This window comes from Dapis hubbardiae BLCC-M172 (assembly GCF_050016015.1).
In the GTDB taxonomy this organism is placed as follows: domain Bacteria; phylum Cyanobacteriota; class Cyanobacteriia; order Cyanobacteriales; family Microcoleaceae; genus Trichodesmium.
Genome location: NZ_JBNHEQ010000128.1, coordinates 1 through 14,524, shown reverse-complemented (window position 1 = coordinate 14,524; position 14,524 = coordinate 1). Strand labels below are relative to the sequence as shown.

5 protein-coding genes and 2 pseudogenes are annotated in these 14,524 nt (G+C 33.9%); 2 read left to right on the top strand and 5 right to left on the bottom strand.

Annotated elements, in window-relative coordinates:
* Together ACP6PK_RS11515 and ACP6PK_RS11510 are read right to left on the bottom strand one after the other, a co-directional pair.
* Nucleotides 1-1,146: pseudogene (locus ACP6PK_RS11515) on the bottom strand (PIN-like domain-containing protein); the annotation flags it as partial.
* Between the two features lie 84 nt (nt 1,147-1,230).
* Nucleotides 1,231-1,857, bottom strand: a pseudogene (locus ACP6PK_RS11510) (Uma2 family endonuclease).
* A 966-nt stretch (nt 1,858-2,823) separates the two neighbouring features.
* Here ACP6PK_RS11510 and ACP6PK_RS11505 point away from each other — a divergent pair.
* A complete protein-coding gene (locus ACP6PK_RS11505; RefSeq protein WP_426559720.1) occupies nt 2,824-6,360 on the top strand; it encodes a WD40 domain-containing protein in 3,537 nt (1,178 codons plus the stop codon).
* Here the strand turns inward: ACP6PK_RS11505 and ACP6PK_RS11500 are convergent.
* The 3 genes from ACP6PK_RS11500 to ACP6PK_RS11490 all read right to left on the bottom strand — a co-directional run bounded on the left by ACP6PK_RS11500 (nt 6,357) and on the right by ACP6PK_RS11490 (nt 11,859).
* Complete coding sequence (locus ACP6PK_RS11500; RefSeq protein WP_426559719.1) at nt 6,357-7,268, bottom strand: hypothetical protein; 912 nt, start codon at nt 7,266-7,268, stop codon at nt 6,357-6,359. The two genes, ACP6PK_RS11505 and ACP6PK_RS11500, sit on opposite strands and share 4 nt — an antisense overlap.
* A gap of 531 nt (nt 7,269-7,799) precedes the next feature.
* Nucleotides 7,800-9,419, bottom strand: coding sequence for an AAA-like domain-containing protein (locus ACP6PK_RS11495; RefSeq protein ID WP_426559718.1), 1,620 nt, complete (start codon nt 9,417-9,419; stop codon nt 7,800-7,802).
* A 1,660-nt stretch (nt 9,420-11,079) separates the two neighbouring features.
* On the bottom strand, nt 11,080-11,859 hold the full coding sequence (locus tag ACP6PK_RS11490) for a hypothetical protein (protein WP_426559717.1): 780 nt from the start codon (nt 11,857-11,859) through the stop codon (nt 11,080-11,082).
* Nucleotides 11,860-12,382: 523 nt separating this feature from the next.
* On the opposite strand from ACP6PK_RS11490, the gene ACP6PK_RS11485 reads away from it, so the two are divergent.
* A complete protein-coding gene (locus ACP6PK_RS11485; RefSeq protein ID WP_426559716.1) occupies nt 12,383-13,804 on the top strand; it encodes an NADP-dependent isocitrate dehydrogenase in 1,422 nt (473 codons plus the stop codon).
* Nucleotides 13,805-14,524 lie beyond the last annotated feature (720 nt).

Sequence of the window (14,524 nt, the reverse complement as noted above, 5' to 3'; positions counted from 1 at the left end):
TGCAAAACTTTTTGATAGCTGATTCTGCCGCTCTATTACTTTATCGAAATTAATATTCTGCATTGTTTCTGCAAAACTTTTTGATAGCTGATTCTGCCGCTCTATTACTTTATCGAAATTAATACTCTGCATTGTTTCTGCAAAACTTTTTGATAGCTGATTATGTTGTTCTATTACTTTAGATAATATAGTAGTGTCAGGCATATTAACTTTATCAGTAGATTCAGAATCAGCAATTTGATTAGTTTCTTTAATTGAACGAGGATTAATATTAAGTTTAAATTTCTGTTTAGCGCATTTCATAAAATTCTCAGGAGTGTATATCCAAAATAGTTGTTGTACGTTTTCTTTAAACTCACGTCTCAGTTCTATACGAGAAGAAATTATTTTACCATTTTTCTTGTTCCACCAATCTTCTTTATTATCACGAATAATAAAAATTATAGGTACAGAATTTTCCTTACCAAAATCTAAAATTTGTCTCCACAGGATAAAATCTCCGTACTGTTTGTTACCTTCCTTTTTTTTATCTTTATAACCAGGAGGTATTAATTTATTAAATCTAGTCTCACCTTCCTCGTATAATTTTTCTAAAGTTTCCTCATCATAGGGTTTTCCTACCTTTGAATCAAACAGCGAGAGTATTTTTTCTAGAATCTTATCTTCCAAAATATTATCTTTATCAGTTTGAGGTAAATAATGATTATTTTCTAGTATTTATATTTTTTTTCTCAATACTTTTACTACTTCGTCAACTGCATCAAAATAACTTTTCTGCTCATCAAATAGAACTTCTATTTCTTTAGAAATAAATCTTCCTACCTGTGAAATTTTATCTTTGAGACTATTAAAATTATTTCGTTCTTTTTTCCAATACTCAACTATTGATATAGCATCATGAAAAGATTTTTTCTCTTTATCTATAGTTTCCTCCTGATGCTCAAAAAATTCATCTGCCACTTGATAAGGCAGCCAAATTCTATCTTTGATATATTCTAATATTCGGAAATAATCATCTGATGTAGAACTCGATACTCGATAGAAATCTAATAAAAAATTTGTATCAAATACAAAAGTTGCTTTTTCCCATAATTCTTTAAAATCAGCTTCAGATAAAGGTAGTCTCCAAGAAAATAAATTTTTCATTCTTTTAGTTATTTTACCCATAACAACTTCATGTAGTAGGGGTTTGGTCTCCAAAACCCTACGATTAAATTTACGAACATTTGATTACCAAACCTCTGTTAAATCTAAAACAAATCCAGGCAACATATCTTCCCCAGATAAACTGTCAGGATTTTCCAATATTTCTACCTCTTTATTTTGCCGATCAATCTCTACTTTTCGGTTTTTACTATCAATTAACCAACCTAATATTGCACCATTTGACTGATATTCTTTCATCTTTTTTTGTAACTCTAAAATAGTATCATTTTTAGAACGTAATTCTACTACAAAATCAGGACATAAAGGCGCAAAAGTTTCCTGTTGTTCCTTAGTTAAAGTATCCCATCTTTCCTGTTTTACCCAGGCAGCATCAGGGGAGCGTTAGCGAAGCTCCTCGCGATAGCGAGTCTCGCTACCATTAGGTAGATGAAAACCACTAGAAGAATTAAAAGCTACTCCTAACTTTGTGCGACGGTTCCATAACCATAATAGGGCTTCAATACCTAAATTTTGCCTGCCCGTATCACTCCCTGTCGGAGCCATAATAATTAACTCTCCTGTAGCTGTTCTTTCTAATTGTAAATCTCGGTTAACCAGTGCTAATTCAAGGAATTGTTCGTGAGTAATTTTCAAGTTAATTTCTTTGGGAATATTAACTGATATTGTCTTAATTAAATTAGTTTTTACCATAATTTTTACCCTTGCTGGAGATAATAATCAAGTCCATATATGTGCAATACAAATACTAATTTAAAGCATTGTAACACAGGCATATTGACTGTCAAAGTTGTACATTACTGTAAGCATTTCCTGCGGAATGCTGCGCAAACTAGCCAGCCTCCTATGGAGGAACTACGTTAACAGCTTTATTACTTTTAAGGTCTGAAAAAGTAATTGAGAGATGTCAAATAATTAAAAGTATGGGTAAAAGTCTATTAGTCAACCTTAATAGTCTATCGAATCATATACTTCATTTTCATTGCTGTTAGCTCCGCAGTCCGCAGGAAGAGCTGACCGCTAATAGCTGAATGCTTACACATTACTTAAGTTCTAAGAGATTGAATGTATCAGGAAATATAAAAAGGAGATAGGGAACAGGGAACACTTAACTGGGAATAGGTATGGAAGTCCGAAGAAATACAAGGGCAAATATTGTCGCTATTAAATCTAGAAATATATGTACTGAATACTTCTCTATCTACCTTCTTTCAATCCCTTGAAGCATTACCGCTTTTAGATTTTAGTCACTTCGCGTGCTCTCTTAATAATTATTTTACTCTCCAGTCTCTAAGTAATAATAATAATTAACATTAAATTTATTCAAATTAGCAAAAAAGTTTCCATACTGTGTTCATTACAGAATAATTAATAATTAATAGTTAATAATTAATAATTAAGAGTTGATAGTCAATAATTAATTATTAATTGAACAATTAAGGTTTAAAGCCTCCCCTTTCAAAGGGATAAATCAAAAAAATTTCCTTGAGTGCCAATCCCCTTCTTTCAAGAAGGGGTAATTATTAATTATTAATTGTATCGGCTGTCGCCGACATGAACATTGTTCATTGCTGAATTAATAACTGAAGTGTTACCTAAGTCTAGCATTACTTTTGGGAATTGGTATAATAAGCAATCTGAAATGGAGCAGAATTAATTATGACTAATTATATATATCAGGTTGGTGGTAGTCTAAATAGAAATTCTCCCACTTATGTTATTCGTAAAGCTGATACTGAAATTTATCAAGCTTTAAAAAGAGGAGAATTTTGCTATGTTCTTAACTGCCGACAAATGGGTAAATCTTCCCTATTAGTTCGTACTCAAGCTCGACTTAAAGAAGAAGGGTTTAAATGTGCCACTGTAGATATGACTAATATTGGCAGTGAAAATATTACGCCTCTACAATGGTATAAAGGTATAGTTGCTGACCTCTCCCGTAGTTTCAAACTGACAAGGAAAGTTCCGTTAAAAAAATGGTGGGAAGAAATAGGAGAAATATCTTTATTACAAAAATTAAGTAAATATATTTCTGATGTACTTTTGGTAGAATTTCCGACAGAAAATCTTTGTATTTTTATTGATGAAATTGATAGTATTCTCAGTTTATATTTTCCTATAGATGATTTTTTTGCTCTGATTCGTTACTGTTATAATCAAAGAGCTATTAACCCAGAATATAATCGTATAACTTTTGCCATATTTGGAGTTGCTACACCATCAGATTTAATTCAAGATAGAAAAAGAACTCCATTTAATATTGGTACAGCCATAGAATTACATGGATTTACCCTAGAAGAAATAGCTCCATTAGCAACTGGATTAGAAGTTAAAGAAGGCAATCCTAAATTAATCCTCCAAGAAATTTTAGCATGGACAGGAGGGCAACCATTTCTCACACAAAAGTTATGTGATTTAGTAGTAAATACCAGTCACGATGCAGCAGGAGGAATAGCCACAATTCCACCAGGACAAGAAGCATTTTGGGTGGAGAGTATTATCAGAACAAAGATTTTACATAACTGGGAATCTCAAGACGAACCAGAACATTTAAGAACTATTAAAAATCGCATAGAATATTATCCAGAAAAGTTGGGAAGATTATTAGGAATATATAATGAAATTCTCCAAGGTAAAGAAGTAAAAGTAGATGATAGTAGGGAACAAATAGAATTAATTTTATCTGGTTTGGTAGTTAAAGAATCAGGATTAATAAAGGTTAGAAATCGGATATATGAAGAAGTATTTAACTTAGAATGGGTAAATCAAAAATTAAGTTTACTGCGACCTTATAATCAGACTTTTGATGCTTGGATAGAATCGGGAAAACAGGATAATTCGCGACTATTAAGAGGAAATGCTTTAGTCGATGCTCAACTTTGGGCAAATGGTAAAAGTTTAAGCGATTTAGATTATCAATTTTTAGCTGCTTCCGTGGAATTGGATAGAGAACAGGTGCAATTAAGTTTAGAAGCTGCAAAAACTAGAGAAGTAGAAGCTAGGTTAATAGAAGAACAAAAAAGATTAGAAGCTGAAAAACAGAAAGTTATTCAAGAGAAAAAAACAGCCAAACTTCAAAGATTTTTACTCGGAACATTAAGTATGGCATTATTAGTTACTGTCGGGTTAGGAGTAATAACTTTTCAGCAATATCGCAAAGCATTACAAAGTGAAAATCAAGCCAGACTAAGTGAAATTAAAGCCTTAATTGCTGCTGCAAAAGGCAGTTTGGCATCAGAACAGAAATTAGACGCATTGATACAAGCAATAAAAGCACAAAAAAAATTACAAGAATATCGTGACAAAAATCAGCTACCTCTAGAAATAGAAGCTCAAGTAAAGTTAGTATTGCAAAGAGCTATATATACAGCAGATGAATATAACCGCCTCAGTAAGCATAAACATCGGGCAATAATAGTTGCTATCAGTAATAATGGAAAAACTATCGCCACTATTAGCGCTCAAAAAACAATAAAACTCTGGCAGAAAAATGGTAAGTTGTTGCCAATTGTACTTGAACATCCTACAGCAATTTGGGAATTAGCTTTTAGTCCTGACGATCGAATCATCGCATCTGCTACAGCAGGTGGTAAAATTAGGCTCTGGCATCAAGATGGCAAATTACACAAAGTTCTGACTGCACATGATGCAAAAATTTATGGAGTTGCCTTTTCTCCCAATGGAGAGACTATCGCATCTGCTGGAGGAGATAGCACCGTTAAACTTTGGCATCGAGACGGCAAATTGCTCAGAACTCTCACCGGACATCAGGGAAGAGTTTGGGCGGTTGTTTTTAGTCCTGATGGCGAGATAGTTGTCAGCACTTCTGTAGATGGAACTGTCAAAATATGGCATCAAGATGGTAGGTTATTGAGAACTTTCAAAGCACATAACACAGTAGTTTTCGACGTTGCTATGAGTCCAGATGGGGAAATATTAGCTACAGCGAGTGATGATAAAACAGTGAAACTTTGGCACAAGGATGGCAGGTTACTCAAAACTATTAGGGGTCATACAGAGGCAGTTCGGAAAGTAGTTTTTAGTCCTGACGGCAAAACTTTAGCCTCCGCTTCTGAGGATAAAACAGTTAAAGTTTGGTCTCTAGACGGACAGTTAGTCAAAACTTTCACTGGTCATCAGGATAAAGTGTGGGGAGTTGCTTATACTCCTGATGGTCAGACTTTAATATCATCCTCCACAGATCAAACGGTAAGATTATGGAAGCCATTCAACGGTCTATTTTTTCCCCTTATAAATCATAGTAATAGGGTTTGTGGGGTTGCCTTTAGTCCTGATAGTAAAGTGGTTGCTACTACTTCCTCAGATAAAACAATCAAACTTTGGCATCGAAATGGTGACTTAATAACAACTCTTACAGGACATGAAGGCAGAACTTGTGCAGTTGCTTTTAGTCCTGATGGTAAAACTTTAGCTTCAGCTAGTGATGATAGAACAATCAAATTTTGGTCTTTAGATGGAGAACTCTTGAAGACTATTGATACTGGACATCAAGAGGGTATTTGGAGAATTACTTTTAGTCCTGATGGTAAAATTTTAACTACAAGTTCATGGGATAGCGCGATTAAACTCTGGAGTCAAAATGGCGAGTTGTTGAAGACTTTAAACGATCATACTAACTCGGTTGTCGGAATAGCTTTTAGTCCTGATGGAGAAATATTTGCTTCTGCTTCTAGAGACTCTACTATTAAGCTCTGGTCTAGAAGAGGCAAACTCTTGAAAACTTTGAGGGATCATTCTGCATCAGTTTGGGGAGTTGTTTTTAGTCCTGATGGAAAAATCTTTGCTTCTGCTTCTGACGATGGCACAATTAAACTCTGGAACCGCAACGGAGAACTGCTCAAGACTTTGGAAAATAATGAGACTGCTATTTGGGAAGTTGCCTTTAGTCCTGATGGCAATATTCTCGCAACTACTTCTGCAGATAATACAGTTAAGTTATGGCATAAAGATGGTAGGTTACTCAAAACTATGTTTGGACACACCACAACTATATCTGGAATTGCCTTTAGTCCAGATGGTAAACAAATTGCCTCGGTTAGCCAAAAACAAGGCATAATTTGGGATATAGAAAATATTCTCAAGTTGGATGAACTGACCTATGCTTGTAACTGGGTGCGTGATTATTTGCAAACTAATAGTGAAATTGAAGAAAGTGATCGGGGTTTATGTAATTAATGGATAATGGATAATGGATAATTGATAATTGATAATGGATAATTGATAATTGATAATGGTTTTGTTGCATCAAAGCATATAGCTGCAACACTTGCTTGTGCATATTGACAATAATAACGTGCGGAAACTGCTGTAACTATTGGACAATAGATAAATAGAATATCAATGTTGATGTGGGAGGGGATGGATAATGGATAATTGATAATTGATAATGGATAATTGATAATTGATAATGGTTTTGTTGCATCAAAGCATATAGCTGCAACACTTGCTTGTGCATATTGACAATAATAACGTGCGGAAACTGCTGTAACTATTGGACAATAGATAAATAGAATATCAATGTTGATGTGGGAGGGGATGGATAATGGATAATTGATAATTGATAATGGATAATTGATAATTGATAATGGTTTTGTTGCATCAAAGCATATAGCTGCAACACTTGCTTGTGCATATTGACAATAATAACGTGCGGAAACTGCTGTAACTATTGGACAATAGATAAATAGAATATCAATGTTGATGTGGGAGGGGATGGATAATGGATAATTGATAATTGATAATGGATAATTGATAATTGATAATGGTTTTGTTGCATCAAAGCATATAGCTGCAACACTTGCTTGTGCATATTGACAATAATAACGTGCGGAAACTGCTGTAACTATTGGACAATAGATAAATAGAATATCAATGTTGATGTGGGAGGGGATGGATAATGGATAATTGATAATTGATAATGGATAATTGATAATTGATAATGGTTTTGTTGCATCAAAGCATATAGCTGCAACACTTGCTTGTGCATATTGACAATAATAACGTGCGGAAACTGCTGTAACTATTGGACAATAGATAAATAGAATATCAATGTTGATGTGGGAGGGGGCTGAAACTTTTGCCAATTAAAGCTTTGAGGTTGAATTAGCCCGCCCTAACTATTGAACAATAGATAAATAGAACATCAATATTTGCCAAAGAGAGCGATATAGCTGCGGAATGGATGGTCTATAGCTACTTTCATACAACAAAGCCATGGATAATTGATAATTAGGGCTTGCTGAAAAACTCTTATGGGTGAGGGTAGGAGTCAGGAGTCGTAGGGGCGAACGGCCGTTCGCCCGTACAGGAGTCAGGAGAAAGAAAGAACTTGAATAGCATGAATTTCTAAGGAAGTAATTTTGCGATGACTCTATAACTGGATTTTATATGAAACATTCTCCTCAACTCCTCATTCCCTAACTCCTATTATTTCTTCAGCTATTTCCAAATATCCGCTCTTATCTCCCAATATCCCACACTCCCCACACTCCCCACACTCCCTTACTCCCTTACTCCCCTACTCCCCACACTCCCTTACTCCCTTACTCCCCCACTCCCCTACTTCCCTACTCCCCTACTCCCCCACTCCCCTACTCCCCTACTCCCCCACTCCTCTACTCCCCAAAATTGAGAAAAGGACTAATACTAATGTGATCGCGACCTTCTTCTTTAGATTGATAAAGTGCTTCATCTGCTGCTATAACTAATATAGCGGGATTATCTTGATAATTAGGAACAGTACAAACTACTCCCATACTAACAGTAACAATACCTAATTTAACCTGAGATTTAATATGTTTAATTTCTAAAGATTTAATAGTGTTACTGATTTGTGTCGCCACAGAAAATGCACCTTTTGTATCAACTTGAGGCAAAATTACGACAAATTCTTCACCTCCATAACGTGCCACTATATCTGCTGGTCGCTTCAGGCAATTACAGACAATTAGAGAAACTTCTTGTAAACAATCATCTCCAGCTTGATGCCCATAAGTATCATTATAAAGTTTGAAACAATCAATGTCTAATAAAATCAAAGATAAAGGCATTTGTTCGCGAGCCATTCTTTGCCACTCTAACTTCAGATGTTCATCAAAGTAACGGCGATTATAAGTTTGAGTTAGAGAGTCAATATTAACTAAATTTTTTAACTTTTTATTTTCTTTTTCCAACTGTTCGAGACGACCTTGATTTTTTAGTTCCATTCTATTAATTTCTTCTTGGAAGTAAATCTGATACAACTCACAAGAAAGTCTGCAATTATTACCATTTAATTTTACTAAGCCTAAACTATCTAACTGATGAGCAAGTATATCTTCAATACTATCTTTTTCTCTGATAATCTTTTGAAATACAGCTAAAAGTTCTGGTTTTTGCTGTAAATATTCCCATAAACTTCGCAAATAGTTGTTATAAATTCCAGTATGAGTAGGAGCTTCTAATAACAACTGCTCTAAACTCATATTTTGTTCGCATAAATAATAAAGAGCTAGACGTACTAAATAAGGATGTCCACCTACCATTGCCATTAATTGTTCTGCTTTATTTCCCTCTGACCAATCTAGTCCGTGAACAAGTGCTAATTTTTTGATTTGTTCTACATTAAATTCTGGGAGTTTAATTTGTAATCCTACGTTAAATGGAGATTGATTTATATTTAACTTGATATAAATTTCTGTGGAGTGAACTACTATTAACCTCAGCTTCTCAAATATGTCATTTTGTTTGGCTTTTTCGTGCCAATAGCGTAACATCGGCAAAAAATCTTGAGCAATTTCGATATGTTCAAATAATATATTTACCTCATTTAATATTAAAACAATTGGAGTCTCTATTTCTGTTAGTAAGTATTCTTCAAAATAGAGGGTACAACATACTTTACTGCCAATATCTTCATCCCAAAAATTATCTAGAATATTATCAATTTTCAGTTGTAAACTAATATTTGTACAAAACCAACGTAAAAATTTATTCAAATTGCTAAAAACTGACTCATCAGCTTGTTTAAAATCTATGTTGACAGTTTTGTAACTAATTTCTTGAGCATAAACAATAATCCGATTCACAAGAGAACTTTTACCCATTTTTCTAGGCGCTCGAATCCTAATAACGTTCCCTGGTTGGCAAATAGCAGCATAAGCTTCTTCTTCAATAGGGGGGCGTTCCATATAAAATTTTGAATTAAGGGGAACTGGACCACTGGGAAATTCTAGAGATTGAGTTGGATATGTCATTTTAGTTATCAGTTAAATTAGTTTACTATTGGGGATTTGACTACTTCAGTATTTATGTTTCGATTAGTTATCATCTAAATTTGCTGATATTAAAACAATTGTTATTAACTTAATAGTACACCTTTTGTCAACATTAATGATGTGTAAAAGTTTGTGATTTTAGGCAACAGAAAATAGGCAACAGGCAACAAAAAAAATAAAACAGACAACATACAACAGAAAACAGGCAACAAGAATGTAGCTAGATTCGTGGTGAAGAGCGAGAATAAAGTTTTTTTATAACTGATTATCTGAACTTGATATTAGAGGTTGATAAATTGATAATTTTGCAAATTTTATTGGTTATTTAGAGATGAAATATTAGAGATTGAATGTATCAGGAAATATAAAAAGGGGATAGGGAACAGGGAACAGCAAACAGGGAATAATGAGGAAGAAATCAAGACAAATATTTGTCGCTTAAAAATCTAGAAATATATGTACTGAATACTTCTCTATCTACCAAATTTCAATCTCTTTAAGTATTACCGATTTGAGATTTTAATCACTCGTATGCTCTCTTAATACTTATTTGACAAACAGTTTCTTAGTCTATGTAGCAATATGGTTTTAGTTGTGAGAAATCATGTTGCCATATATATGATATAGCAATTCCCATGCTGTTGAGGTACAAAATTCGTTTGTTTTAGGGAACACTTAACTGGGAATAGGGAATAGGTATGGAGGGAATAGAAAAGAAATTAAAGATAGGTGTACCTCATAAGCTTAAGAAACGCTATATCTAAAAAATAAATAGAGATGTTGTACCCAACATCTCTACTTTAATTGCAAGTTTATCAAAAATATTTCTTATGAAGAAAACTTGACCGAAATGTCAGCATTTAGCCCTTAGCTTTCAGCTCATCTTTTCCTTTTTAATAAAACGACTAAGGTTAACTAATGAGCTTTTCCCATACTTTAGAATTCTTTGAAGTTTTTCAATATTTCTTTCTGCTTGTAATATAGCAATCCTAAATAGGTTGCGGGTAATTAAAAAGTTGAAACTCCCACCTGTTCCCTGTTGCCTGTTACCTAAAAAGCATTAAGATTTTTGCCACGAAGAAAATAGGATTACTATAGATGAATGCTGAATTATTAAACCTAAATTGGATTAGCTTCTAAAGACAAGGAATAATTTGTATCACCATCAAATTGAGAAACTCTGACAAAATAATTACCTTCTGGCAATAAATCAACATTTATTCTCTCATCAATATTACCAACATTTCTTGACTCGGCAAAAACCTCTAAAGCTTCTGCTACTCCATTATTATTAATATTTTCAATTAATTCTATATTTGCTTTTAAAGGTAATGTTTCTCCAGGAGCAAAAGTAGAAACAACTTTTGTGGAATGGAAGTAAAGAAGGAATTTATAATTTATAATTTATAATTTATAATTCAGAATTTAGCAGTTAAAAAATAATATTGGGGTATTTAACAGTATTAGAAATTATGTTGCTTGAATTTTTTTTGTTTATTTAGGTAATTAAATCAAATCTGGTAGTTTTCGTATAAAAAAGTAGAGAAACCGGGTTTGTCTCAAACGCCCTACAATACTAAAATTGACCTGCCACAAACCCGGTTTCTTGTTACTCCGAGGTAAGCGGATTTGATATTACTTACAATTGATTGGCATAATTGTAAGCTTCTTTCTGCAAGTCAAATATTTGCATTTGTTTTTCTATCAACATTAGTATTTTCCTTGAGTCTTTAATTGTATATTTTGCTTGTTTTGTTTGAAATTTTTCAGCAATTAAGATTATCTGTTCCTGTACAATCTTTCGTTGTTGAAAGAACTTGATTCTGTTTTGAAGTTCCTTAAATGTTTCTACATTTTTTTTTCTTGTATACCTCATCCTAAGTCTAAGGTACTGAGGATTGAATTGTCGAATAAATAATAAGAATAATAATAAACACAACTTAGCCAAAAGTATACAGTCTTCTGCAAATAATTTATAATTTTTCAACTTAAAAGGTAGGTATTGTACACTGGAAACAAAAATCTCCACAAATTCTTCTTTGAAAGTTTTATAACCCCAAAAATTAACTTGGAAATGTTTGGATGAAAACTCTTTGAGGGCGTGTCTCAGATTTTCTTTTTCATTCATACAACCAAGACAATAAATATACCCAAGATATGCCAAACATAATCGTTCATTTTTTTCCAAACTTATAGCATTTCTAAAACACCTGCGTGCTTCATATATATAAAAAAATTTTCTCTCAATATTATCGGTTCTTTCACTACTTTGTAAGTCTCTAATACCTGACTTTAACTCTTTGTTTATCAATTTGTCTATTTTGACATTTAAAGATTCTATAAAAACAGTTAATTCTGCTATCTTTAGACCTGCATTAAAACCTTGAGCTAATAATGGAATACTAATAAAATCAAACATAATAATCTAACTAAATAAACAGGTTTTTAGAGACTGGTAGATATTATATCTTGAATACAGAGAAAGATATAATATTAAATCCCCTTGCTTTGTCGCAAAATAAGATTCTATCCTCAGTAATTATCAAAGCACTAGAAATTTAGGGCTTGCATATTTGTGGGATGAATTAGTGTGGGAAGTATGGGATGAATTATAGTTTTGGAGCAAGAGAAAGTAAAAGATTGGGATTTAACTTTTCTGACAATATTCATCCCTTGGTTCAGCAATACTGAAATTTAGGGGTTTGGAGACCAAACCCCTACAGCTTCTTTGGCAAATATATTATCTTGCTAAAAAATCTGCTATTTATGTTACTTTCCTCCTGGAAAAATCTACAAAAATAATTAAATTCTTCCTTCTTCCTTTTTCCTTCTTTCTTCTTCCTTCGCTTAAATTCTAAAAAAATCTTATATATATTTCATATACCATAATACATTGATAATCTGGACACAAAGGAAAGTATTGTAACCAGGACTATCAAGGTATGTACGAAAAAATAATTCCTCCAACTACAGGGTCTAAAGTCACTTTTAGCAACGGTCAACCTAATGTTCCTGATGACCCCATTATCCCCTTTATTCGGGGCGATGGTACTGGAGTAGATTTGTGGCCAGCATCTCAAAAAGTCTTTGATGCAGCGATCGCTACTGCTTATGGAGATAAACGCAAAATTAATTGGTTTAAGGTCTACGCTGGTGATGAAGCGTGTGACAAATACGGCACTTTCCAATATTTGCCGGAAGATACTCTTGCTGCTATTAGAGAATATGGTATTGCCATCAAGGGTCCCCTGACAACTCCCATCGGTGGGGGTATTCGTTCCCTAAATGTGGCGTTGCGTCAAATTAACGATCTATATGCTTGTGTTCGCCCTTGTAGATATTATGCGGGTACTCCTTCTCCTCATAAAACACCGGAAAAATTAGATATCATTATTTATCGGGAAAATACGGAAGACATTTATTTAGGAATAGAATGGCGGGAGGGAACTGATATTGCTAGCAAGTTGATTGACATTTTAAATAAAGACTTAATTCCTGGTACTCCCGAACATGGCAAAAAGCAAATTCGCCTCGACTCTGGTATTGGTATTAAACCTGTGAGTAAAACTGGTTCCCAACGTTTGGTAAAACGTGCTATCCAAAATGCTTTGCGTTTACCTAAGTCTAAACAAATGGTGACTTTGGTACATAAGGGTAATATTATGAAGTACACTGAGGGCGCATTTCGTGACTGGGGTTATGAGTTAGCAACTACGGAATTTCGTCAAGAATGTGTCACTGAAAGAGAATCTTGGATTCTTTCTAATAAGGAGGAAAATCCTAATATTAGTAGTGAGGAAAATGCTCGAAAAGTTGACCCTGGTTATGATGCTTTGACTCCAGAAAAACAAGCTGAAATTTGTCAAGAAGTTGAGGGTGTATTGGCAGCTATTTGGGATAGTCATGGGGATGGAAAATGGAAGGAGAAAATAATGGTAAATGACCGTATTGCTGATAGTATTTTCCAACAAATTCAAACTCGACCAGGGGAGTATTCTATTTTGGCAACTATGAATTTGAATGGGGATTATTTATCTGATGCTGGTGCTGCTATTGTTGGTGGTTTGGGTATGGGTCCTGGTGCTAATATTGGTGATGAATGTGCTATTTTTGAGGCTACTCATGGTACGGCTCCAAAACACGCTGGTTTGGATAGGGTAAATCCTGGTTCTTTGATTCTTTCTGGTGTGATGATGTTGGAATATATGGGTTGGCAAGAAGCTGCGGATTTGGTTAAGAAGGGTCTTGAGGTTGCTATTTCTAAGGGTGAAGTAACTTATGATTTGGCAAGGTTAATGGAACCTCCTGTACCTGCTTTGAAATGTTCTGAATTTGCTGATGCAATTATCAAGCATTTTAAATAATTAATAATGGATAATGGATAATGGATAATGGATAATGGATAATGGATAATTGATAATGGATAATTGATAATTGATAATTGATAATTGATCAGCACCTACACAGAGTTATTTACACAAAAAATGCCTAATAGAGTAAGGGTTTTATTCTCTAAAATGTGTAATTAATTTTGTTGAAGTGCTTAATTGATAATTGATAATTAGAGATATTTTTTATTATCTACTATTGATTATCTATTATTCATTATCCACTATTTCTTCTTTTGCGTAGAGAGCAATAATAATTGCATTTTCTGAAGCGCATACGAGATGGAGGTGGATAGGGAAATTTTCCGACTATTACCTATACCTATAGAGCAATAATTGCATTTTCTGAAGCACCTACGAGATGGAGGTGGTTAGTAGAATTTCTCTTCTATTGCGTATAGAGCAATAATAATTGCATTTTCTGAAGCGCCTACGAGATGGAGGTGGTTAGTGGAATTTCTCTTCTATTGCGTATAGAGCAATAATAATTGCATTTTCTGAAGCACCTACGAGATGGAGGTGGTTAGTAGAATTTCTCTTCTATTGCGTATAGAGCAATAATAATTGCATTTTCTGAAGCGCCTACGAGATGGAGGTGGTTAGTGGAATTTCTCTTCTATTGCGTATAGAGCAATAGTAATTTCATTTTCTGAAGCTCCTGCGAGATGGAGGTGAGTAGTGGAATTTCTCTTCTAT